This is a genomic window from Mesorhizobium sp. M0768 (assembly GCF_040320195.1).
GTDB lineage: Bacteria > Pseudomonadota > Alphaproteobacteria > Rhizobiales > Rhizobiaceae > Mesorhizobium.
The window spans coordinates 142875-166220 of record NZ_JAMYPD010000002.1; the positions used below are offsets into that span (position 1 = coordinate 142875).

Sequence of the window (23346 nt, forward strand, 5' to 3'; positions counted from 1 at the left end):
CTTCCGCACATGATCTTCTCCCGAAGACCGCAGCTACGAAGACCGCAGCTACCCTATTGCCTTGGCACCAACGCCAACGCGCGGATCGGGCTGCCGGTGCCGTGCTCGATCTTGAGCGGCGCCGCGATCAGGATCGCGCCTTTCGGCGGCAGCCGGTCGAGGTTGCAAAGGCTGGCGAGACCGTAGCGGTTAGCCTTGTGCATCAGGCTATGCGCCGGGAACGGCGGCTCCATTCCCCCTGCTTTTCCAGCATCCGTGCCGATCGTCTCGCTGCCCCAGCCCTTGATGTCCTTGCTAATCAGATACTGGATGGCTTCGGCGGTCGGGCCAGGCGTGTGCGGTCCGGTCTCATTGGCGTTGAGGAACTCGGCTTCCGAGCCGTTGCGCTTATACCAGTCGGTGCGCATCACCACCCACTCGCCGGGGTTGATAGCGCCATGTTCGGCTTCCCATGCCTTGATGTGATCGACGGTGAGCAGGAAATCGTGATCGGCTGCCGCTTGCCTGGAACAGTCGATGACGTTGACGGGTCCGACGAAGTTCTGCGCCGGAATGGTGTCGGTGGCGCCGTCCGGATAATCCTTGCCGGTGATCCAGTGGTTGGGCGCGTCGAAATGCGTGCCCGAATGCTCCCCGAGCTTGAGCCAGTTCCACGCCCACCACGGACCGTTCTTGTCATAGGCGGAGATGGCGTGGATCTCGATCTTCGGCGTGTCGACCGCCAGTTCCGGCGGCAGCTTGATCAGCGGTGTGTCGGGCCCGAGCGGCGCCGTCAGGTCGACCACCTGAATGGCGCCTGAAAGCAGCTGGCCGGCGACTTCGCCTAAAAGTTGTTGTGTGTCCATGCTCTCTGTTCCCTCTTTCTCGATGGTGCTGAAGGCTCTCGCGGCCCTTAATATCCTACTAGACGAAAACATATGCATCTGCAATTATCTTTAAGCATAAAGGAAATGGGACGGGGCGTGAGCGAGTTCGACGCCATATTTGTCGGGGCAGGCCACAACAGTCTGGCATGCGCCGCGCATCTGGCGCTCAAAGGCTGGAAAACCGCAGTTTTCGAGCGTAATGCAACGATCGGCGGCGCCGTTCAGACGCGCGAATTGACGCTTCCGGGCTTCCGGCACGATTTCGGCGCGATGAATCTCAGCCTGTTCGCCGGCTCGGCCTTTCACAAGAAATATGCAAATGAATTGAAAACCCACGGGCTGGAATTCGTGCCGGTGGCCGACTGTTTTGCCAGCGCCTTCCCCGACGGTCGCTGGTTCGGCGTCAGCAGCGACCTGGAAGTGACCGCCTCGCGCATGGCCGCTTTTTCCGACGCCGACGCACAGACATGGCGCCGTCTGGTTGCGGCATTCCCGGCGGAGGCCGAGCATCTGTTCCGGCTGCTGGGCTCGCCGATGAGCGGCCGTGCGCTCGCCGGCACCGCCTGGAACCTCTGGCGCAAGAAGGGTTTTGCCGGCGCGCTCGATACAGGTCGGTTGCTGCTTTCGTCACCCCGCGCCTGGCTCGAGGATACTTTCGAGTCACCGCATGTCAGGGCGACGCTGGCCACCTGGGGCATGCATCTCGATTTCGCGCCTGACATCGCCGGCGGCGCGGTGTTCCCTTACCTCGAATCCATGGCCAACCAGTGCTTCGGCATGGTGCTCGGCAGAGGCGGCGCCGACACGATTATCCGCGCTTTGTCGGGCATGCTCACGGCCGCCGGCGGCAAGATCGTCACTGGGGCTGATGTCGCCGAGATCACGGTTTCGGCCGGCAAAGCGACCGGCGTGCGGCTCACTTCCGGCGAGACCCACACCGCCACCAAGGCCGTCATCGCCGGTGTCGCGCCCAAGGCGCTGACCGGGAAACTGTTGCCTAACGGATCCGGCGACACCGGCTTCGACACGGCCGTGAAAAAATTCCGCCACGCGCCGGGGACGTTGATGATCCATCTGGCGCTCGACGACCTGCCGGACTGGCGCGCCGGTGCCGAGCTTCGGCAGTTCGCCTATGTGCATCTGTCGCCGTCGCTCGATGCCATGTCCTGGACCTATCAGCAGGCGATGTCAGGGGTGCTGCCGGACGAACCGGTGCTGGTCGTCGGCCAGCCGACGGCCGTCGATCCCTCGCGCGCGCCGGACGGCAAGCACGTACTTTGGGTGCAGGTGCGCATGCTGCCAGCCGAGATTGCAGGCGATGCGGCGGGCACGATCGCGGTGGCTCACTGGGACGAGGCTAGGGAGCACTACGCCGAGCGCGTCCTCGACATTATCGAGCGCTATGCGCCCGGCCTTCGTCGGAAGATCCTCGGCCGCGCCGTGTTCTCGCCCATCGACCTCGAACGCGAGAACCCGAACCTTGTCGGCGGCGACCAGATCTGCGGCAGCCATCATCTGGCGCAGAATTTCCTGTTCCGGCCGGCGCGCGGTTACGCTGGCTGGAACACGCCGGTCGGCAATCTGCACCTGACCGGGGCGGCAACATGGCCCGGCGCCGGCACCGGGGCGGCGTCGGGCTTCATGCTCGCGCAACAACTTGGCGGGAGGTAGGCTCCATTTTTCATCTAGGGTGAAGGAGGACAAGGCGCGGTTGCCCAAGGAGCCTGAACCCACCGATTGACAACGACACCGCGCATAAAAGCAACAGGGGAACGACCATGACAATCAACAGACGAGAATTGCTCGGATATGGCGCGGCCGCACTTGGCGCCACGGCGCTCGGCCTGCCGCAAATCGCCAGGGCTGCCGGCGAACTGACCATCGCCTACAATGTCAATTTGCCGTCCTGGGACCCGACCACCGGGCCTTCAGCGGTCAACCCGACCATCCAGGGTCTGTACCAGTCGGTGTTCGACCAGTTCATCCCGCAGAAGCCGGATCTTTCTTTCGCGCCCGGCCTGCTCACCGAATGGGGCTGGAACGAGGGTCGCAGCAAGATCATGATGACGGTGCGCGAGGGCGTCACCTGGCATGACGGCTCGCCATTCACGGCCGAAGACGTGGTCTGGTCGCTGCAGCGGGCGGGCGATGAAAAAACCGGCAACCCGATCCAGTTCGTCTGGAAGAACGTCAACAACTTCAAGATCGACGGCAACAAGATCACCGGCGACGTCGTGCAATTCGACCCGGTGTATTTCAAGTGGATGTCGTTCCTGACCGGCTACATCATGCCGAAGGCCTATTACGAAAAGGTCGGCGCCGAGGGTTTTGAGAAAGCCCCGATCGGCACCGGGCCCTACATGGTCGACAAATTCGAGCGCAACGCCTTCCTGCGGCTCAAGGCCAACCCGAACTACTGGGGCGGCAAGCCGGCCTTCGAGAACGTAACCATCAAGTTCGTCACCGATGCGGCGAGCCGCGTCGCCGAGATCGAGTCCGGTTCCTCGCAGGTGACGCTGGAAATCCCCTATGAGGAATATGACCGCCTGATCGCCAAGGATGGACTTGCCGGCTCATGCAAGAACGTTTCCGACATCGGCATGATCTTCTTCAACGACATCGACGTGATGCTGGACAACAACGTGCGCCAGGCAGCGGTGATGGCCGTCGACAAAAAGCTTTTGGTCGACCGGCTGCTGCGCGGTTACGGCCAGCCCATCGATACGCTGGAGACGCCGGAATACGCGGCCTACGATGCGTCGATCAAGATGGAGCACAATCCGGACAAGGCCAAGGAACTGCTGGCCGCCTCCGGCTATTCGCCGGAAAAGCCGGTCAAGTTCACGATACAGACGACCAAGGGCTTCAAGCCCAAGGACTACGAGATGATCCAGGCGATCGTCGGCATGTGGCGCAAGGTCGGCATCGAGGCGACCATCGAGGTCTACGAGATCGCCAAGCACTACGAGCTGCGCGCCGCCGACAAGCTGGCGCCGGCGGCCTTCTACAATTGGGGCAACGCCATCGGCGACCCGACCACCTCGACCGGTTTTGCCATGTATGGCCCGAGCCCGCATTCGGTGTGGGACAGTCAGGATCTGATCGACATGATCAACCCGCTGTGGGGCGAGAAGGACGAGGCCAAGCGCATTGCCGGCTGGAAGGCCGTCGACAAATACATCGCCGAACAGGCGTATGTGCTGCCGCTGATCCAGTATGCGCAGCCGATCGTGCATGCCAAGGGCGTCAATGTCGTGCAGCATGTGTCGGGCGCACTTCTGCCGGCGCTGATGAGCCCGGCCTGAGACAGTCTTCGGCTTGTCGCGCGCCGTCCGGAATGACGGCGCGCATTTTCCGCCACGGGCGACCATGCTGCTGCAAAGATTCCTGATCCGTCTTCTGACGATGGCGATCACGCTGTTCGGCGTGGCCGTCGTCGTCTTCGTCGTCATCCGTGTCGCGCCAGGCGATCCGATCGCGATGATGCTGCCGCCCGGTGCAACCGATGCCGACATCGCGCGTCTGCGCGCGCTTTACGGGCTGGACAAGACCATCGTCCAGCAATTTTTCATCTGGCTGGCAGGTGTCGTCAGGGGCGATTTCGGCACTTCGATTTCGCTCCGGCAGGATGTTCTGGGCCTGGTCTTCAACCGCCTGCCGGCGACGCTGGAACTCGCGATCGTCGCGCTTGTGATGGCGCTGGCGATCGGCGGCACGACGGCGATCCTCGGCGCGCGCGAACGCGGCACCGCGGTCGAAGCCGGCATCGACATTGCCAGCGGTGCGGCACTCTCGATTCCCGATTTCCTGTGGGGCCTGGTGCTGATCCTTCTGTTTGGCGTGCTGGTGCCCATCTTCGACATTTCTGGCCGGGTGTCGCCGCAGCTCGACCTGCCCTTCGCCACGCAATTCTATCTGTTCGAAAGCATCGTCCGGCTGCGCTTCGACCTGACCAGGGACCTGCTGGCACACATGCTGATGCCGGCGATTGCGCTGGCGCTGCCGCTGGCCGCGATCATCTCGCAGCTGCTGAAACAGTCGCTGAAGGAAGTGCTCGACCTCGACTACGTCGTGCTGGCGCGGGTAAAGGGCTTTTCGGAAACGCAGGTCATCCTGCGCGAGGCGCTGAAGAACGCGGCCCTGCCGACGCTGACGCTGGTCGGCGTGCAGTTCACCTTTCTCATCGGCGGCACGGTCATCGTCGAACGACTGTTTTCCTATGAAGGTCTCGGCAACATGGCGATCGATGCCGTCATCAACCGCGACCTGCCGCTGATCCAGGGCATCGTGCTGGTCTTCGCGCTGCTGTTCGTGCTGATCAACCTTGCCGTCGACATGATGTACGCCCTGCTCAATCCGAGGCTGCGCCATGGATGAGGCCCGCATTTCGAGACATGGCTCGCGGGCACGCCTGTGGCTGGCCGGCGGCTGGCTGCTGATTGCGCTGCTGGCCGCGATTTTTGCGCCGTTGGTCGCACCGCAGGACCCGCTGGCGCAGGATTTGATGCTGGAGCGGCTGCCGCCTTTCTGGATTGATGGCGCCGAGCCCGGCTACTGGCTCGGCACCGACAGCCTCGGCCGCGATCTTCTGTCACGGCTGATCTTCGGTGCCCGTATCGCCTTCATCGTCGCCTTCGCGGCAGCCTTTGCCGCCTGCCTGGTCGGCTCGACGCTCGGCCTGATCGCCGGCTATTTCGGCGGCTGGGCCGACCGCATCATCTCACGTATCGTCGATGTCTGGATGGCGTTTCCGCCGGTGCTGTTTGCCATCCTTCTGGTCGCCGTGCTCGGCACCGGCTTGAGCTCGGTTATCATTGCCATTGCCGTCATCGACTGGACGCGCTTCTGCCGGGTGATCCGCGCCGAGACGATGGGCCAGTCGCGCATGGACTATGTCGAGAACGCCCGCATCGCAGGCTACGGCCGCATCGGCATCATGCTGCGCGAAGTGCTGCCCAATGTGGTGCCGTCGATCGTCGCGCTGCTGTCGCTGGAGATGGGCATTGCCGTCATCGTCGAGGCGATCCTGTCCTTCGTCAATCTGTCGATCTCGACCGACGACCCGACCTGGGGCGGCATCATCGCCGAGGGTCGCCTGTCGATCCATCAGGCCTGGTGGGTGCTGGTGTTCCCGCTGGTCACCCTGATCCTGACGGTGCTGTCGTTCAGCCAGTTTGGCGAGGGCCTCAGGGCACGTTTCGATCCGGTGCTGCGATGAACGCGCAGGCGAAACCCTGCCTCGACATACGCAGCCTTAGCGCGGTGCTGCCTAATGGCTTGCGCGTGCTGCGCTCGGTGTCGCTCGCCGTCGAGCCCGGCGAGGTGCGCGCGCTGGTCGGCGAGAGCGGCGCCGGCAAGACGATGATCGGCAAGGCGGTGCTTGGCGTCCTGCCTTCGAGCGTGCGCATCGTCGAAGGCGATATGCTGCTCGAGGGCGAGGACCTCGGCAAGCTTCAGCCAAAGGCAAGGCGCACGCTGATCGGCGCGCGCACGGCGTTGATCCCGCAGGATCCGCTTACCGCGCTCAACCCGTCACGCCGCATCGGCCCGCAGATGACCGACCGGCTGGTGCGCATCCTCGGCTGGAGCGGCGAGAAGGCCGATGCACGCATCCGCCGATTGCTGGACGAGGTGCAGATCCGCGACCCCGAGCGTGTCCTCAAATGCTATCCGCACGAGCTGTCCGGCGGCATGCGCCAGCGCGTGCTGATCGCCGCGGCGTTTGCGGCCGAACCAAGGCTGATCGTCGCCGACGAGCCGACCACGGCGCTCGACGTGACGGTGCAGAAGCAGATCCTGCGGCTGATCGCGCAGCTGCAGCGCGAGCACGGCACGGCGATCCTGTTCGTTACCCATGATCTCGGCGTCGTCGCCAAGATCAGCCAGAAGGTCTCGGTGCTCTATGCCGGCAAGGTGGTGGAGGAGGCCGAAACGGCCGCTCTCTTCGCTGCCCCGCAGCACCCCTACACGCGAGCGCTGATGGCCGCGACTCCGCGCTACACCGATCCCTTCGCTTCGCTGAAACCCGTGGACGAGGCGGTACTGGCCGGGCTAGCCGCGGAGATCGCCGCCGCCGATCAGGCCTGGAGGCGCCCGCATGGCTGAGCCGCTGTTTTCCGTGCGTGGGCTGAAGGTCGCGCTGCCCGACATGACGCGCAAGCCGCTGATCGGCCGCGCGCCCTTGGCCGAGATCCTGAAAGGGCTGGATTTCGACCTGCCAAAGGGATCGGTGACCGGCATCGTCGGCGAATCCGGCTCCGGCAAATCGACGCTTGGCCGCGCCTTAGTGCGGCTTCTGGAGCCGAGCGCCGGCAAGGTCATCTTCGACGGCCGCGACATCACACACCTGCCTGAGGCCGAGCTCCGGCCGCTGCGCCGCAATCTGCAGATGATCTTCCAGGATCCGATGTCGTCGCTCAACCCGCGCCGCACCATCTTCAGCATCATCGCAGCACCGCTCAAGCAGAACGGGCTTGGCGACAATCTCAGGGATCGTGCCGCGGAGGCGTTGCAGCGCGTCGGCCTGCCGCAAGGCTTCGCCAGCCGCTATCGTCATGAATTGTCGGGCGGCCAGCGCCAGCGCGTCGGCATTGCCCGCGCGCTGGCGCTGTCGCCGAAATTCGTGCTGGCCGACGAAATCGTCTCAGGCCTCGACGTGTCGACGCAGGCACAGATCCTGACGCTGCTGGAAAAACTCGCCGCCGAAATGGGCCTGACCGTTGCCTTCATCAGCCATGACCTGTCGGTGATCCGGCGGCTCTGCCGGCAAGTGATCGTCATGCGCGAAGGCGCGATCGTCGAAGCCAGTGCGACGGATACTTTGTTCGAGCAGCCGCAGCAGGCTTACACGCGCGACCTCCTCGCCGCCATTCCGCTGCCTGAGATCGATGACGCCTGGCTGCTTCCCGCCCCAAAGGCGCTGGCATGAACACATTCCTATTCGCACGCTAAAGAGCGGGCCTCAGGCGTGCACCCGGCAAAATGTCCCGCGATGGAGGATGACTGACATGAAGAATGCAATCCGCTACGCAGTGCTCACCGCCACCGTGCTGGGAGGCATCGGCACGGCTTACGCCAGTTCCATTCCCGGCATGCGTGGCCACGACCACACCGGCGTCACCGTCCCCGACATGGAGCAGGCGGTCGATTTCTTCACCGAGGTGGTTGGCTGCAAGAAGGCGATGTCGTTCGGCCCGTTCGCCGACGACAAGGGCACATTCATGCAAGATCTGCTGGGCGTCGATCCCAAGGCGGTGATTGAGGAGATCATCCTGGTCCGCTGCGGACACGGGTCGAACATCGAGCTGTTCAAATACACCGCGCCGGACCAGAAGGACCTGACGCCTCGCAACAGCGACATAGGCGGCTTCCATATCGCCTTCTATGTCGACGACATCGCCGCCGCAAAAGCCTATCTTGACGGCAAGGGCGTCAAGACGCGGATGGGGCCGCTGCCGGTTACCGAAGGCCCGGCCGCCGGCCAGACCATCCTCTACTTCCAGGCGCCCTGGGGCTTGCAGTTGGAAGCGATCAGCTATCCCAATGGCATGGCTTATGAAAAAGATGCGGAGACGGTGCTGTGGAGCCCGAAGAACCCGGAAAAATAGCCCGGGGCGTCCCTGGCCTGCGCAAGCCGACTGCCGGCAAGCTGGGTTTCTGGGGCGGATTGTTTCAATCCTGAAACTTCAAGCTTGAATTAATCCGTCTCAGGCGTAAACTCGACAAACAGAAGCGAAGAGGAGATCGCACGATGAAAGTTGCGGTTCTCGGCGGCGGACCAGCCGGGCTCTACTTTGCAATCTCGCTGAAGCTCAGGGATGCCGCGCATGAGGTCACGGTGTTCGAGCGCAACCGTGCCGATGACACGTTTGGCTGGGGCGTCGTGCTGTCGGCCGAAACGCTGGAGAACCTGACCAAAAACGACCCGGTCAGCGCCGTCTGGATCCGCAAGCATTTCGCCTATTGGGACGATATCGCCGTCATCCATGACGGCGTGCGCACGGTCTCGACCGGTCACGGCTTTTGCGGCATTGGCCGCAAGCGGCTGCTCACATTGCTGCAGCGGCGCGCGCGCGAACTCGGCGTCAAGCTGGTCTTCGAAACCGACATCGCCGATCCCAAGCCATATATGGAGACGCACGACCTGGTTGTCGCCGCCGACGGGTTGAACTCGAAAGCGCGGAGCACCTTCGTCGACGTGTTCAAGCCCGATATCGACATTCGTAGATGCAAGTTCGTCTGGCTCGGCACCCACCAGAAATTCGACGACGCCTTCACCTTCATCTTCGAAAAGACCGAGCATGGCTGGGTGTGGGCGCATGCCTACCAGTTCGACAGCGATACCGCGACCTTCATCGTCGAATGCAGCGAGCAGACCTGGCAGCGCTTCGGCTTCGGCGCGATGTCGCAGCAGGAATCGATTGCCGTCTGCGAGCGCATCTTTGCCCGTCATCTCGGCGGCCACGCGCTGATGACCAACGCCAATCATATCCGCGGCTCGGCGTGGATCAATTTCCCGCGCGTCTTGTGCGAACGCTGGTCCTACAAGAACCTGGCGCTGATGGGCGACGCGGCGGCGAGCGCGCATTTCTCGATCGGTTCCGGCACCAAGCTGGCGCTGGAAAGCGCGGTGGCGCTGGCCGACTATGTCGAGTCCGAGCCAGACCTCGAGGCCGCCTTTAGCAAATATGAGGACGCCCGCCGCACCGAAGTGCTGAAGCTGCAGTCGGCGGCGCGCAATTCGCTCGAATGGTTCGAGGAGGTCGAGCGCTATCTCGGCCTCGATCCGGTGCAGTTCAACTATTCGCTGCTGACGCGTTCGCAACGCATCAGTCACGAAAATTTGCGGCTGCGCGATGCCGAATGGCTGGCCGGCGCCGAGGAGTGGTTCCAGCGCCGGGCCGGCGCCGGGGGCAACAATCTGCGTCGCGCGCCGATGTTCGCGCCGTTCCGGCTGCGCGGCATGGCGCTGCAGAACCGCGTCGTCGTCTCGCCGATGGCGCAGTACAAGGCGGTCGACGGCTGTCCGACCGATTGGCATTTCGCCCATTACGCCGAACGGGCCAAGGGCGGCGCCGGTCTCCTCTACATCGAGATGACGTGCGTCAGCGCGGAGGGCCGCATCACGCCTGGCTGCCCCGGTTTCTATGCGCCCGAGCATGAGGTCGCCTGGAAGCGGCTGGTCGAGTTCGTCCATGCCGAAACCGAGGCCAAGATCTGCGCCCAGATCGGCCATTCCGGTGCAAAGGGGTCGACCAGGCTCGGCTGGCAGGGAACCGACGTGCCGCTGCCCTCAGGCAATTGGCCCGTCATGGCAGCGTCTTCCGTGCCGTGGTCGCGGGAAAACCAGGTGCCGAAGGCAATGGACCGCGCCGACATGGATATGGTGCGCGGCCAGTTTGTCGCTTCGGCCGAGATGGCGGCGCGCTGCGGCTTCGACATGCTCGAAATCCACGCCGCGCACGGCTATCTCCTGTCCTCCTTCATCACGCCCTTGACCAACCGGCGCACCGACTCCTATGGCGGCTCGCTGGAAAACCGCATGCGCTACCCCTTGGAAATCTTTCATGCGGTGCGCGCCGCGTGGCCGGCCGAGAAGCCGATCTCGATGCGCATCTCCGCCAATGACTGGCTGGGCATCGAAGGCGTGACGCCGGCCGATGCCGTAGAGATCGCGCGGCTGCTGCATGAGGCCGGCGTAGACATCTGCGACGTATCGGCCGGCCAGACGTCGGCCGTGGCAAGACCGGTCTATGGCCGCATGTTCCAGACGCCGTTTTCCGATCGCATCCGCAACGAGGTCGGCATGGCGACGATGGCGGTCGGCAATATCTATGAGCCGGACCACGTCAACTCGATCCTGATGGCGGGCCGCGCCGATCTCGTGGCACTGGCTAGGCCGCATCTTGCCGATCCGTATTGGACGCTGCACGCGGCCGTCACGCTTGGCGATCGCGGCGTCAAATGGCCGGATCCCTATCTGCCCGGCCGCGACCAGCTCTACCGGGTGGCCGAACGCGAAGCGGCAGCGGGCTTGAAAATATGAGTGCCGCGGCGACGATTTCGGGGCGTCATGCGCTGGTCACCGGCGGCGGCTCTGGCGTCGGCCGCGCGATCGCGCTGGCGCTGGCCGGCGCGGGCGTTGACGTGACCATCTGCGGCCGGCGCGTGGAGCCGCTTGCCGAGGTCGCCGCGGAGAACAAGTCCATCTTCGCCATTGCCGCCGACGTCACCGACGAGACGTCGATGGCGTCGCTCTACGAGGCCGCGGAAGCGGCACGCGGAGCGTTCGACATCGTCGTTGCCAATGCCGGCATGTCCGGCAGTGCCCCGGCGCAGCGGACCTCGCTGGCAGACTGGCAGCGCACGCTCGACGTCAACTTGACCGGTGCGTTCCTGACGGTGAAGCCGGCGTTGGCCGGCATGGCAGTGCGCAAGACTGGCCGTATCATCTTCGTCGCTTCCACCGCCGGACTGAAAGGCTATCCCTATGTCGCAGCTTACGTTGCCGCCAAGCATGGCGTCGTCGGCCTGATGCGGGCACTCGCCGTCGAGACCGCCAAGTCCGGCATAACAGTGAATGCCGTGTGCCCAGGGTTTGTCGAAACCGAGATGCTGGAGAGCACCGTCCAACGCATTGTCCAAACGACCGGCCGCTCGTCCGAGCAGGCACGGACGAGCCTAGCCGCGACCAACCCGCAAGGCCGCTTCATCCAGCCGGAAGAAATTGCGGCCGCGGTACTTTATCTGTGTGGCGACGCCGCCCGGTCGATTACCGGACAGACGATTTCGATCTCCGGAGGTGAGACATGGTAGCCGGTCCCCTGCCCGCCCCGTCCGGACCCGGCAAGGACCGCCTGCGGCTGTGGATACGCCTGCTGCGCGCCTCGCGCACCATCGAGGCCGAGCTGCGCGAACGACTGCGGCAAGAGTTCAACACAACGCTGCCACGCTTCGACGTGATGGCCGCGCTCTACCGCGCGCCGGAGGGCATGCTGATGAGCGATCTTTCGCGCTTCCTGCTGGTGTCCAACGGCAATGTCACCGGCATCATCGACCGGCTGGTCTCGGAAGGGTTGGTGATGCGGGCCCGACGCAATGGCGACCGCCGCACCTCGATGGTGCGGCTGACAGAAGAGGGATCGAAGATTTTCGCCGTGATCGCCGCCGCGCATGAGAAATGGGTCGGCGAGTTGCTGGGCAATGTGAGCGAGGATGAGGCGCGCCGGCTGACCGGCATGCTGACCTCCTTCCGCAGCAATTGGGAGGGACGGGAATGACGAAGCTGGCCGGCCGCAAGCCGAAGCATTTCCTCTGGCAGGTCGAAGGCAAGATCGCAAAGATCCGGCTCGATCGACCGGAGCGCAAGAACCCGCTGACCTTCGACAGCTATGCCGAATTGCGCGACATATTTCGCGACCTTGTCTACGCCGATGATGTCGATGCTGTGGTGGTCCTGCCCAATGGCGGCAATTTCTGCTCGGGCGGCGATGTCCACGAAATCATCGGCCCACTGGTCAAGATGGACATGAAGGCGCTGCTCGCCTTCACCCGCATGACGGGCGATTTCGTCAAGGCGATGCTGAATTGCGGCAAGCCGATTATTGCGGCGGTCGATGGCGTGGCGGTCGGCGCCGGCGCGATTATCGCCATGGCCTCCGATATCCGCATCGCCACGCCCCAGGCCAAGACAGCATTCCTGTTCACCCGCGTAGGCCTTGCCGGCTGCGACATGGGCGCCTGCGCGATCCTGCCGCGCATCATTGGCCAGGGCCGCGCCGCCGAGCTGCTCTATACCGGCCGCACGATGAGTGCCGAGGAAGGCGAGCGCTGGGGCTTCTACAACCGGCTGGTCGATACCGCAACGCTTGAGGCCGACGCGCTCGACATGGCCGCGCGCATCGTTTCCGGCCCGACCTTCGCCCATGGCATGACCAAGACGCAGCTGAACCAGGAATGGTCGATGGGTCTCGACCAGGCGATCGAAGCGGAAGCGCAGGCGCAGGCGATCTGCATGCAGACCCGCGATTTCGAGCGGGCGTACACGGCTTTCGTGGCTAAGGAGAAGCCGGTGTTCGAGGGAAATTGAGATGATCGCTTCCACGCTGGCGGGACAGCACCCCCCTCTGGCCTGCCGGCCATCTCCCCCTCAAGAGGGGAGATTGGATATCAGGCCCGCTTTCGCCAATCTCCAACATCGCAGGGAGAGCCGTGGCAGCGAAGCCGCCAATCGCCCCCCTAGAGGGGGAGATGTCCAGCAGGACAGAGGGGGGCGCCGTGGAGCGCCAGGGCCGGAGAATTGTGGAGGCAGCAATGCCTGACCGTTCCTTCCTCTCCTGGCCGTTCTTCGAGGATCGCCACCGCGATCTGGCGGAGCGGCTGGAGGCATGGTGCGCCAAGAACCTGCCGGTCGCGCATGACGATGTCGACGCGGCCTGCCGCGAGCTGGTGGCCAAGCTCGGCCGGGACGGCTGGCTGAAGCCGACGGCGCTCGACACCGAAAACCCCTCGCCGCTCGACGTGCGCACGCTCTGCCTCACGCGCGAGACGCTGGCCCGGCATGATGGGCTGGCCGATTTCGCCTTCGCCATGCAAGGGCTCGGCACTGGCGCGCTCAGCCTGTTCGGCTCGCCCGACCAGCAGCACTGGCTGGCGAAGACACGGGCCGGCAAGGCGATTTCGGCTTTCGCGCTGTCGGAGCCGCGCTCGGGCTCGGACGTTGCCAATATGGAAATGACCGCCGCGCGTGACGGCGACAGCTATCTCCTATCCGGCGAAAAGACCTGGATCTCCAACGGCGGTATCGCTGACTTTTATGTTGTCTTTGCCCGTACCGGCGAGGCGCCCGGCGCCAAGGGGCTTTCCGCCTTTGTCGTGCCTTCCGAAACCGAGAGGCTGATCGTTGCCGAGCGGCTGGAGGTGATTGCGCCGCACCCGCTCGCCCGGCTGTCCTTCGACAATGCACGCATTCCAGCCTCGGCGCTGATCGGCAGACCCGGGGACGGTTTTCGCATCGCCATGTCCGTGCTCGACGTGTTCCGTTCGACCGTCGGCGCAGCGGCGCTCGGCTTTGCCCGGCGCGCGCTGGACGAAAGCATCACAAGAGTGGCCGAGCGCAGGCTGTTCGGTGCGCCGATGGCCGAGCTGCAGATGGTGCAGGGCCACATCGCCGACATGGCGCTGGATGTCGATGCCGCCGCGTTGCTGGTCTATCGTGCCGCCTGGACCAAGGACATGGGCGCGGCTCGGGTTACCCGCGAAGCCGCCATGGCCAAGCTGTTCGCTACCGACAAAGCGCAGGAGGTGATCGACAGGGCTGTGCAGCTGCATGGCGGCGACGGCGTCCGCAAGGGCCATATCGTCGAAAGCCTGTATCGCGAGATCCGGGCGCTGCGCATCTACGAGGGAGCGTCCGATGTGCAGAAGGTGGTGATTGCACGGCAAGTGATGGGAGCGGCCTGAGACGGGAGTTTGCGTGAAATTATTGTCTTCGAGTTTTGAGCGACCGGATTTGAGCATTGGGAGGTTTTGACATGCACACCATCCTGCAGCCGGAAGGCTGGGCGAAACCCGTCGGCTACGCCAATGGCGTCGCCGCGCGTGGGCAGCTTGTCTTCGTCGGCGGGCAGGTCGGCTGGAACGGACAGGGCCGCTTCGAGACCGATGATCTTGTCGGCCAGGTGCGGCAGACGCTGGCCAATATTGTTGCTGTGCTCGCCGAGGCCGACGCCAAGCCGCAACATATCACCTCGATGACCTGGTACTTTACCGACAAGGCGGAATATTTGGCCAATCTCAAGGGGATCGGCGAGGTCTATCGCGAGGTGATCGGCCGGCATTTTCCGGCGATGGCCGCCATGCAGGTGATGGCGCTGGTCGAGGATCGCGCCAAGGTTGAGATCCAGGCCACAGCGGTTATTCCGGAGTGACGGCAACACGCGGCAATTTTTTAAGCTTAAAACTTTCGCCTTGAAAAGCGCGGTACTTTGGATAGCATTCGATGTCTTGCGACTGCCGTGCCGGGAGGGCTTTCCGGCAGTCCCGTCACTTGACGCATCAAAACCGTGCGGGGCCAAACCCGTCCGATCACAACCAGAGGGAACGAAAATGAACTTCACCCGTCGCAACCTGCTGCTTCTTGCTGCTGCCATCGGCATCGCCGGCGGCCCGGCCTACGCCGAAGGCACGCTGAATGTCGGCGCCTATCCGACCAATCCGCCTTTTGAATACAAGAACGAGAGCGGCACGTTCGAGGGTTTCGAAGTCGACATCATCAATGAGGCGGCAAAGCGTATCGGCATGACCACTGATATCGCCGATCTCGGTTTCCAGGCGCTGTTCGCCGCCACCACCTCGAAGCGCATCGACGTCGCCATCTCGTCGATCACCATCACGCCGGAGCGGCTGAAGTCTCAGTCGTTCACGCAGCCCTACTATGATTCCGACATGGGCATCGCCGCGAAGGCCGACAGCCCGATCAAGGCCGAGGCCGACCTCAAGGGCAAGATCGTCGGCGTGCTGTCCGGCTCGACCGGCGAAGCCTGGGTCAAGGCCCACCAGGAAGCGGACGGGTTCAGTGACGTCAAGGGCTACGACACGCAGCAGAACTTGCTGCTCGATCTCAGCTCCGGCCGCGTCGATGCGGCGGTCAGCGATATTCCGGGCCTGGAATATTCTTTCACCAGGATGAAGGATCTCGCCGTAAAAGAGCGCATCAAGACCGGCGAGCAGTACGGTCTGATGATGACCAAGGACCACCCGCTGCTCGGCAAGCTGAACGACGCGCTGACCGCGATGAAGAAGGACGGCACGCTGGCCGCGATCCACAAGAAGTGGTTCGGCAGCGACGCACCTGCCGATTCCTCGACCGTCAAGGAAACTCCTATGCCGAAGGCCTGAGCGGCAGTTCACGCTTAAATGTCGTGCCGGCTTTCGATGCCGGCACGATTTCGGATTTCGGGCTCGGGCTCGAGCGTCGCGGGACGCCAAACGTTTCGGAAATGCTGCGATGTCGCTGCTGGACACCTTCTTCAACGCCGACGTCATGGTCTCCAGCCTGCCGGCGCTGTTGCGCGGCTTCCTGAACACCCTGCTGCTCGGAATCATGAGCATCGGCATCGGTATTCCCGTCGGCCTCGCGATCAGCCTGGTGCGGCTCTATGCGCCAAAGCCGCTTCGGCTGCTGGCTGTCGGCTACATTGACATTTTCCGGGCGATGCCGGTGCTGGTCGTGCTGATCCTGATCTACTATGCGCTGCCGTTCCTCGGCATTCGCCTGTCATCGTGGACGTCCGCGGTGATGGCCTTCGCCATCATCATGGCGGCCTATTCGGCCGAGGTGTTCCGCTCCGGTATAGAGAGCATTCCGCGCGGCCAGTTCGAGGCGGCGCAGGCGCTCGGCCTGCCGTTCTTGCTGACCTTGCGCAAGGTAGTGCTGCCGCAGGCGATCCGCATCGTCATTCCGCCAATGACCAGCAATTGCGTTTCGATGTTCAAGGATACTTCGCTCGCTTCCACCGTGGCGCTGCCCGAACTGCTGAAAGAAGCGACCAACGCGCAATCGCTCTATGCCAATCCTTCACCGCTGATCGGCGCGGCGCTGGTCTACCTCATCTTTCTCTGGCCGATGGTCCGTTTCGTCAGCCTCCTTGAACGCCGCTTTCAAACCGAAAAGACCCGCTAATCTGTCAGCGCACTTCGCAGGAGACGACCTTGAACCAGCATCAGATTTCGAAAACCGGCGATGCCGCAGCTTTCCCAGTCGAGACGATCCGCGCCATGTTTCCCGCCTTGCAGCAAGCCGGGGACTTCGTCTTCATGGACAATGCAGCCGGCGCGCAGATCCCGCAAAGCGTGCTCGATGCGGTCACCAACCATTTGGTCGCGCATAATGTGCAGCGCGGCGGCCGCTATGGCCGCAGCGTCACCGTCGACCAAGCCGTCGCCGGCGCTCGCGAAAGCGTGGCCTTGCTGATCAACGCCACCAACCCGGCGGAGATCTGTTTCGGCATGAACGCCACTTCGTTCATCCGCCTGGTCAGCCTCGGCATCGGCCAGATGCTTTCCGAGCGCCCAAACGGGGAGCGTGACGAGATCGTCATCACCGACATGGATCACGACGCCAATATCGCGACGTGGCTGGCGCTGGCGCCCGCCGGGGCCAAGTTCAAATGGTGGCGGATGCGCGACGACGGCAATCTGCATGTCGACGATTTGCGCCCGCTGGTCTCAGAGCGCACCCGGCTCGTCGCCTGCACGGTCACGGCCCATTCGATCGGCTCGATTGTCGACGTTGCCTCCGTGGCTGCGATTGCGCATGCGGCAGGCGCCGAAGTGTTCCTCGACTGCGTGCATTACGGGCCGCACGGGCTGATCGATGTGCAGGCCTGGGATTGCGACTATCTCGTCTGCTCCGGCTACAAGAATTTCTCGCCGCATATGGGCTTCCTGTGGGGCCGCTTCGAAACACTGAAGCGCCTGCCGACCTTCCGCGAGGATTTCATCCCCGACGAGCCGCCCCACAAAATCGAAGCCGGCACGTTCATCTACGAGAACGTCTCCGGCATGGATGCCGCGGTGCGCTACCTCGAATCGGTCGGCCGCAATTTCTTGTCCGAGAATAACCGGTCGCGCCGCGACAACATCGTCGCCGGCATGAATGCCATCCGCGACTACGAACAGGTGCTGGCGCGCGAAATGCTGGCGGTGCTCAAAGATTGCGGCGCGACGATCTACGGCGTGGCCGACGAGGCACGCCTCAGCGAGCGCGTGCCGACCTTCTGCTTCAATGTCGGCACGCTATCGCCGCAGAGGATCGTCGAGGAAATGGCCGAGATGCAGATCGGCATTCGCGACGGCCACATGTATGCGCCGCGTCTGATGAAGCGGCTCAACCTCGGCATGGACAGCGGCGCCGTGCGCGCCTCGCTGGTGCATTACAATACGATCGAGGAAGTCCGGCGCTTCGGCGAGGCGCTGCGCACCATCATCGCCCGGCTGTCCTGATCGGAGTGGGCGGCGGCGCCGGCGCGATCCTCGTGAAGCGCAAAGGCGGTCGCACCCGGGTTCTCCAAGCCGGGGCGCAATTGCATGCTTGGGATCAAGTAATCGCCGCCATTCTGCTGCCGATAACGAATGGGCCGGATTGTCTCGAGCGTTCGCATCCTTTCGCGCAGTCGCTCCGCGACAGGCTCGAAATCCGCCTCCCCGAAACGGTCCACCCTGTAAACCACGAACGGCGGAAGCACGTCGTAGCCCGGATAGTATAGAATCCCGTGATTGATCGGGAACAGCAGGTCGTCGATCGGGCCGTTGACGCCGCGGGCGGAGTAATGCTCTTCCCAGCCGCCTGCGGTCACGATCAGCATTGCGCGTTTGCCGGCGAGCGTTCCCTCACCAAAGCGGTCACCCCACCGCTTGTCGCTGTGCTCGCCAACGCCATAGGCGAAGCCGTAGGCGTACACGCGATCGACCCAGCCCTTGAGGATCGCCGGCATGGCGTACCACCACAGCGGGAACTGGAGGATCAGGGTGTCGGCCCATAGCAGTTTGTCGATCTCGGCTTTGACGTCATCGGTCAGAGTGTTGGTCGCAAAAGCCTTTTTGGAGGCGCCGGCCGGCAGGAAGCGTGCTTCGGGCGGCCACGACGGAAAGTCGGCACGGTCCACCTCGGCTTTCCAGCCGTCGGCATAGAGGTCCGACACCCGCACCTCGTGGCCTTGGGCCTCGAGTTCCCTGATGGCGACGTCACGCAGCGCGCCGTTGAGCGAACGCGGTTCAGGATGAGCAAAAACAAGCAGGACTTTCATGGGTCTACTCCGAAGAAGGACGATAGACACCAAAGGTAGCGAGCCGCGGGATGATCCACTATATGTAGGAAATGTATAAGATAATGCCGAATAATGGATAGATCGGACGTCACTCTCGAGCGCATGCGCACCTTCGTTCGCGTCGCCGAGCGCGGCAGCCTCTCGGCGGTGGCGCGCGAGCTCGGAGTTGGGCAGTCGACGGTCACACGGCATTTGCGAGAACTCGAGGAGGCCGTCGGAGTGCCCTTGCTCAGCAGGACCACCCGGCGTGTGACGATGACCGATGAAGGCAGCCGTTACTATGGCGACAGCGTCCAGGTCCTGCGCCTCGTTGAGCAGGCCGGCGATGAGGCGCGGGGCACGCGCGGCGCGTCGGCCGGCACGATCCGGATATCCTGCACGGCGGCGCTCGGGGTCTTGCACGTCAGCCGGCTGATCTTCGCCTTTCAGGATCGCTATCGCGATATCGGCATCGATCTTAGCCTCACCGACGAGCGCATCGACCTTGTGCGGGAGGGCGTCGACATCGCGCTTCGCCTGGGTCCGCTCACCGACAGCTCAATGAAACTGCGGGCGCTCGGGCAATCCCGGCGTCTGCTGGTGGCGGCGCCGGCCTATCTGGCGGCGCGGGGCAGACCGGCTGTCCCGCAGGATCTGCCTGGCCATGAAGGCATCCGGATGTCGAACATCGCGGGAAGCGACACACTCGCCCTGCAGGGGCCGGTCGGCAAACGCTTTGCGGTGCCCTTTGGCGGTCGATTTCGCGTCGACCATGGGCTTGCCGCGCGCGAAGCCATTGTCGCCGGACGCGGTATCGCACCCGCCCACCATTGGCTTGTCGACGATCTCCTGGCGGCCGGCCGCCTGGAAGTGGTCCTGCCGGGCTATTTTCCGCCTCCCGTCCCGCTGAGCATGCTGATCGTTCCGGAGCGTGCGGGCATTGCCCGGGTGCGGCTGCTGGTCGACTTTCTCGCCGAGCAGATCTCCGACATTCCGGGGATCGAGAAGCGGTAGCCGGCCGGCAAACCTCGCCGGATCAGGCGGCCTTCTTCTTCGCCAAACGTGCCTTGATGCTGGCAACGTCGGCACGTGGCGTCGCCGCGAACAGCGTCCTGGTGTAGCTGTGTTTGGGGTCGGCGAAGACCTCGTCGCGCGAGCCGTATTCGACCGCTTCGCCGAAATACATTACCATCACGTCGTCGGCGATGTACCGCACCACCGACAGGTCGTGGCTGATGAAAACATAGGTTAGCTGAAACTCGTCCTGCAGGTCGGCGAGCAGGTTCAGCACCTGCGCCTGCACCGAAAGATCAAGTGCCGAGACCGGCTCGTCCAGCACCAGAAGGCTGGGGTTGAGCATCAGCGCGCGGGCGATGGCGATCCGCTGGCGCTGGCCGCCCGAAAACATATGCGGGTAGCGATTAAAGTGCTCGGGGCCGAGACCGACCTTCTTTAGCATCTTCATGGCAAGATCGCGCCGCTCGTCGGCCGTGCTGTCGGTGTTGATGAGCAGCGGCTCGGCAAGCACGTCGCCGATCTTCTGGCGTGGATTGAGCGAACCATAAGGGTTTTGGAAGACGATCTGGACCTTGCGGCGCATTTCCTTCGACAGGCCGTTCCTGCCGATGTCTACCTTCTTGCCGTCGATGAAAAGCTCGCCGGAGGTCGCCGGGTCGATCAGGGTGATGATGCGGGCGAGTGTTGACTTGCCGCAGCCGCTCTCGCCGACGATGGCCAGCGTCTTGCCCTTGTCGACGCTGAACGAAACACCCTTGACCGCATGAACCGTACGGGAGGGGCGGAAAAGCCCGCCACCGACATGATAGTCGCGCACGATGTTCTTGCCTTCGACTACCGTCACGCTCATGAGGCGGTTCCTCCTGCGGACCGGGCTGCGACTACAGATGGGGCCGGCTCAAACAGCATGTCGGAAACAGTAGGCAATCGGTCGCCGACGGCGTTTTCCGGCAGCGCCGACAGGAGCGCGCGCGTGTAGTTGCTCTTGGGGGACTCGAACAGCGACAGCACGTCGGCCTCTTCCATCTTGCGGCCCTTGTACTGGACGATGACACGGTCGGCGGTCTCGGCAACCACCCCCATATTGTGGGTGATCATGATCAGGCCCATGCCATATTTGGCCTGCAGGCCGACCAGCAGATCGAGGATCTGCTTCTGGATGGTGACGTCGAGCGCCGTGGTTGGCTCGTCGGCGATCAAAAGCTTGGGATTGCAGGCGATGGCGATGGCGATCATGACGCGCTGACACTGACCACCCGACATTTGGTGCGGGAAGGAGCCCAGCCGTTCCTCGGGGTCGGCGATGCCGACCAACTTCATCAATTCGATGGCACGCGCCCGGCGCTGGGCGCGGTCCATGCCCATATGGAAGCGCAGCACCTCCTCGATCTGGAAGCCGACGGTGAAGCACGGGTTGAGGCTGGCGACCGGCTCCTGGAAGATCATCGAAATGTCCTTGCCGACGATCTTGCGCCGCTCGGATGGGCCGAGCTTGAGCAGGTCGATGCCGTCGAAGGCCATGCGGTCGGCCCTCACCGTCGCGGTGTTGGGCAAAAGCCCCATCACCGCCAGCATCGCCACCGACTTGCCCGAACCGGATTCGCCGACGATCGCCAGCACCTCGCGCGGTTCGACCGACAGGTCGATGCCTTGTACCGCCATGAATGGTCCAGCGGCGGTGTCGAAGGAAACGGTCAGGTTCTTGATCTCGAGAAGAGGCATTGGATTATGACCTCTTCAGCTTGGGATCGAAGGCATCGCGCAAGCCATCGCCGATCAGATTGATGGCCAGCACAGTGATCAGGATAGCAAGGCCGGGGAAGGTCACCACCCAAGGCGCGCGCAGGATGAACTCGCGCGCCGAGGCGAGCATCGTGCCCCATTCCGGCGTCGGCGGCTGCGCACCGACACCGAGGAAGCCGAGCGCCGCAGCCTCGAGAATAGCATTGGAGAAGGACAACGTCGCCTGCACGATCAGCGGTGCCAGGCAGTTCGGCAGGATCGTCCTCACCATCAAGCGAAGATGACCGGCACCAGCCACCTTGGCGGAGATGACATATTCGCGGTTCTTTTCGGCCATCACGGCGGCGCGGGTGAGGCGCGCGAAATGCGGCTGCAGCACCAGCGCGATCGCCAGCATGGCATTGAACAGGCCGGGGCCAAGGATCGCCACCAGCACGAGCGCCAGAAGCAGCGACGGGAAGGCCAGGATGATATCCATGATGCGCATGATCAGCGTGTCGACCCAGCCGCGGAAATAGCCGGCGAGCACGCCAAGCACGATGCCGCTGGTGAGCGAGAAGACAACGACCACAAGACCGATGAACAGCGAGAAACGCGCCCCGAAGATCAACCGTGAAAGCATGTCGCGGCCGACCGCGTCGGTGCCGAGCAGGAACATCGATTTGCCGCCTTCCTGCCAGGCAGGGGGTGCCAGCAGCGCATCGCGAAACTGCTCGTCGGGCGAATGTGGGGCGACGAACGGCGCAAAGATCGCCACCAGCACCAGCGCCGAAAACACGACAAGGCCGATGACCGCGCCGGTGTTCATCGAGAAGTAGTGCCAGAACTCGGCGAAAGCCCGTTGCCTGCCGCCTGTCGGGATGGAGGCGGCGGTAGCTTCGGCGGCGGATTCGTCGGTCATCTCACTGCACCCGGATGCGCGGATTGATGACGGCGTAGAGCACGTCGACGATCAGGTTCACCGCCATGACGATCAGCGCGATGATCAGCAATCCGCTCTGGACGACGACATAGTCGCGCTTGCCGATGGCATCGATCATCCATTTGCCGATGCCCGGCCAGGAAAAAATGGTCTCGGTCAGAATGGCGCCCGCCATCAAGGTGCCGACCTGCAGTCCAATGGTGGTGACTACCGGGATCAGCGCGTTGCGAAAAGCGTGCAGACCGATGACGCGGCGAGGCGCCAGGCCCTTGGCGCGCGCGGTGCGGACATAGTCCTCGCCCAGCACCTCGAGCATCGCCGAGCGCGTCTGGCGCGCTATGACGGCAAGCGGGATCGTCGCCAGCACGATCGACGGCAGGATCAAATGGCTGACGGCAGATTTGAAAGCGCCGCTCCTGCCGGAGATCAGGCTGTCGATGAGCATGAACCCGGTCGTCGGCCTGAAGAAATACTGCAGGCCGATGCGGCCGGAAACCGGCGTCCAGCCGAGATAGCCGGAGAAGAAGATAATGAGCAGCAACCCCCACCAGAAGATCGGCATCGAATAGCCGGTCAGCGCGACACCCATCGTCGCCTGGTCGAACCACGAGCCGCGCTTGACCGCGGCGAAGATACCGGCAGGAATGCCGAGCAGGACGGCGATGATCAACGCCACTGTCGCCAGTTCCAGCGTGGCTGGAAACAGCGCCTGGAATTCACCGAGCACTGGCCGCTTGGTGGCAATAGATATGCCGAAATCGCCGGTCAGGACCCTGCCGATATATTCCAGGTATTGGATGACATAGGGCCGGTTGTAGCCAAACTGCTCGATGAGCTGGGCGTAGCGCTCGGGGCTGACGCCGCGCTCGCCCGCCAGGGCCAGGATAGGATCGCCGGGCAGAAGCCGGACGAAAGCAAACGCCGCCAGCGATATGCCCAACACGGTCGGGATGATCAAAGCGAGCTTGTGGAGGAGATAACGGAGCATCTT

General features: G+C 63.5%; 23 protein-coding genes. 17 read left to right on the forward strand and 6 right to left on the reverse strand.

Features of this window, described 5'->3' with window-relative positions; translation table 11 throughout:
• Positions 1 to 53: 53 nt before the first annotated feature.
• Complete coding sequence (locus NKI08_RS03035) at positions 54 to 845, reverse strand: cyclase family protein (RefSeq protein ID WP_352767124.1); 792 nt, start codon at positions 843 to 845, stop codon at positions 54 to 56.
• Positions 846 to 962: 117 nt separating this feature from the next.
• Here NKI08_RS03035 and NKI08_RS03040 point away from each other — a divergent pair, with 117 nt between their 5' ends.
• The 16 genes from NKI08_RS03040 to NKI08_RS03115 all read left to right on the forward strand — a co-directional run bounded on the left by NKI08_RS03040 (position 963) and on the right by NKI08_RS03115 (position 17870).
• Positions 963 to 2537 carry a phytoene desaturase family protein gene (locus NKI08_RS03040; protein WP_352540479.1) on the forward strand — a complete coding sequence of 525 codons (1575 nt, stop codon included), beginning with the start codon at positions 963 to 965 and terminating at the stop codon, positions 2535 to 2537.
• A 107-nt stretch (positions 2538 to 2644) separates the two neighbouring features.
• Complete coding sequence (locus NKI08_RS03045) at positions 2645 to 4171, forward strand: ABC transporter substrate-binding protein (protein WP_352767126.1); 1527 nt, start codon at positions 2645 to 2647, stop codon at positions 4169 to 4171.
• A 64-nt stretch (positions 4172 to 4235) separates the two neighbouring features.
• Positions 4236 to 5243, forward strand: a complete 1008-nt coding sequence (locus NKI08_RS03050) for an ABC transporter permease (RefSeq protein WP_352540477.1) — start codon at positions 4236 to 4238, stop codon at positions 5241 to 5243.
• The gene (locus NKI08_RS03055; RefSeq protein WP_352540476.1) at positions 5236 to 6084 is read left to right on the forward strand and encodes an ABC transporter permease; all 849 of its coding nucleotides are present in this window, start codon (positions 5236 to 5238) and stop codon (positions 6082 to 6084) included. The genes NKI08_RS03050 and NKI08_RS03055 overlap by 8 nt, the downstream gene beginning before the upstream one ends.
• Positions 6081 to 6971 carry an ABC transporter ATP-binding protein gene (locus NKI08_RS03060; RefSeq protein ID WP_352767129.1) on the forward strand — a complete coding sequence of 297 codons (891 nt, stop codon included), beginning with the start codon at positions 6081 to 6083 and terminating at the stop codon, positions 6969 to 6971. The genes NKI08_RS03055 and NKI08_RS03060 overlap by 4 nt, the downstream gene beginning before the upstream one ends.
• Positions 6964 to 7794, forward strand: coding sequence for an ATP-binding cassette domain-containing protein (locus NKI08_RS03065; RefSeq protein ID WP_352767131.1), 831 nt, complete (start codon positions 6964 to 6966; stop codon positions 7792 to 7794). The genes NKI08_RS03060 and NKI08_RS03065 overlap by 8 nt, the downstream gene beginning before the upstream one ends.
• Before the next feature lie 79 nt (positions 7795 to 7873).
• Positions 7874 to 8473 carry a VOC family protein gene (locus tag NKI08_RS03070; protein ID WP_352470010.1) on the forward strand — a complete coding sequence of 200 codons (600 nt, stop codon included), beginning with the start codon at positions 7874 to 7876 and terminating at the stop codon, positions 8471 to 8473.
• Positions 8474 to 8616: 143 nt separating this feature from the next.
• A complete protein-coding gene (locus NKI08_RS03075) occupies positions 8617 to 10911 on the forward strand; it encodes a bifunctional salicylyl-CoA 5-hydroxylase/oxidoreductase (protein ID WP_352767133.1) in 2295 nt (764 codons plus the stop codon).
• Positions 10908 to 11681: an SDR family NAD(P)-dependent oxidoreductase gene (locus NKI08_RS03080; RefSeq protein WP_352767135.1), complete on the forward strand. Its 774-nt coding sequence runs from the start codon at positions 10908 to 10910 to the stop codon at positions 11679 to 11681. The genes NKI08_RS03075 and NKI08_RS03080 overlap by 4 nt, the downstream gene beginning before the upstream one ends.
• The gene (locus tag NKI08_RS03085) at positions 11675 to 12145 is read left to right on the forward strand and encodes a MarR family winged helix-turn-helix transcriptional regulator (protein WP_023676834.1); all 471 of its coding nucleotides are present in this window, start codon (positions 11675 to 11677) and stop codon (positions 12143 to 12145) included. Before NKI08_RS03080 ends, NKI08_RS03085 begins: the two co-directional genes overlap by 7 nt.
• Positions 12142 to 12954 (forward strand): enoyl-CoA hydratase family protein, encoded by an 813-nt coding sequence (locus NKI08_RS03090; RefSeq protein WP_023676833.1) that lies wholly within the window; start codon positions 12142 to 12144, stop codon positions 12952 to 12954. Before NKI08_RS03085 ends, NKI08_RS03090 begins: the two co-directional genes overlap by 4 nt.
• A gap of 224 nt (positions 12955 to 13178) precedes the next feature.
• On the forward strand, positions 13179 to 14327 hold the full coding sequence (locus NKI08_RS03095; RefSeq protein WP_352767137.1) for an acyl-CoA dehydrogenase family protein: 1149 nt from the start codon (positions 13179 to 13181) through the stop codon (positions 14325 to 14327).
• A gap of 71 nt (positions 14328 to 14398) precedes the next feature.
• Positions 14399 to 14794, forward strand: coding sequence for a RidA family protein (locus tag NKI08_RS03100; protein ID WP_352540471.1), 396 nt, complete (start codon positions 14399 to 14401; stop codon positions 14792 to 14794).
• Between the two features lie 178 nt (positions 14795 to 14972).
• Entirely contained in the window at positions 14973 to 15764 is a 792-nt protein-coding gene (locus NKI08_RS03105; RefSeq protein WP_352613846.1) for an ABC transporter substrate-binding protein, read from the forward strand.
• Between the two features lie 109 nt (positions 15765 to 15873).
• Positions 15874 to 16548, forward strand: coding sequence for an amino acid ABC transporter permease (locus tag NKI08_RS03110; RefSeq protein WP_352767140.1), 675 nt, complete (start codon positions 15874 to 15876; stop codon positions 16546 to 16548).
• A 29-nt stretch (positions 16549 to 16577) separates the two neighbouring features.
• Positions 16578 to 17870: a cysteine desulfurase-like protein gene (locus tag NKI08_RS03115; protein ID WP_352767142.1), complete on the forward strand. Its 1293-nt coding sequence runs from the start codon at positions 16578 to 16580 to the stop codon at positions 17868 to 17870.
• On the opposite strand, the gene NKI08_RS03120 is transcribed toward NKI08_RS03115, so the two are convergent.
• Complete coding sequence (locus NKI08_RS03120) at positions 17801 to 18673, reverse strand: NAD(P)H-dependent oxidoreductase (protein ID WP_352540503.1); 873 nt, start codon at positions 18671 to 18673, stop codon at positions 17801 to 17803. The two genes, NKI08_RS03115 and NKI08_RS03120, sit on opposite strands and share 70 nt — an antisense overlap.
• 93 nt (positions 18674 to 18766) lie before the next feature.
• Between NKI08_RS03120 and NKI08_RS03125 the strand changes: the two genes are divergently transcribed.
• Positions 18767 to 19687: a LysR family transcriptional regulator gene (locus NKI08_RS03125; protein ID WP_352767145.1), complete on the forward strand. Its 921-nt coding sequence runs from the start codon at positions 18767 to 18769 to the stop codon at positions 19685 to 19687.
• A gap of 22 nt (positions 19688 to 19709) precedes the next feature.
• Here the strand turns inward: NKI08_RS03125 and NKI08_RS03130 are convergent, their stop codons facing one another.
• Genes NKI08_RS03130 through NKI08_RS03145 form a run of 4 tightly spaced genes read right to left on the reverse strand, consistent with a single transcriptional unit; the run spans position 19710 to position 23343 of the window.
• Positions 19710 to 20540, reverse strand: a complete 831-nt coding sequence (locus tag NKI08_RS03130) for a dipeptide ABC transporter ATP-binding protein (RefSeq protein WP_352448539.1) — start codon at positions 20538 to 20540, stop codon at positions 19710 to 19712.
• Positions 20537 to 21412 carry an ABC transporter ATP-binding protein gene (locus tag NKI08_RS03135; RefSeq protein ID WP_023676824.1) on the reverse strand — a complete coding sequence of 292 codons (876 nt, stop codon included), beginning with the start codon at positions 21410 to 21412 and terminating at the stop codon, positions 20537 to 20539. The genes NKI08_RS03130 and NKI08_RS03135 overlap by 4 nt, the downstream gene beginning before the upstream one ends.
• A 4-nt stretch (positions 21413 to 21416) precedes the next feature.
• Entirely contained in the window at positions 21417 to 22334 is a 918-nt protein-coding gene (locus tag NKI08_RS03140; RefSeq protein ID WP_023676823.1) for an ABC transporter permease subunit, read from the reverse strand.
• A 1-nt stretch (position 22335) separates the two neighbouring features.
• Positions 22336 to 23343, reverse strand: coding sequence for an ABC transporter permease subunit (locus tag NKI08_RS03145; RefSeq protein WP_352767147.1), 1008 nt, complete (start codon positions 23341 to 23343; stop codon positions 22336 to 22338).
• Positions 23344 to 23346 lie beyond the last annotated feature (3 nt).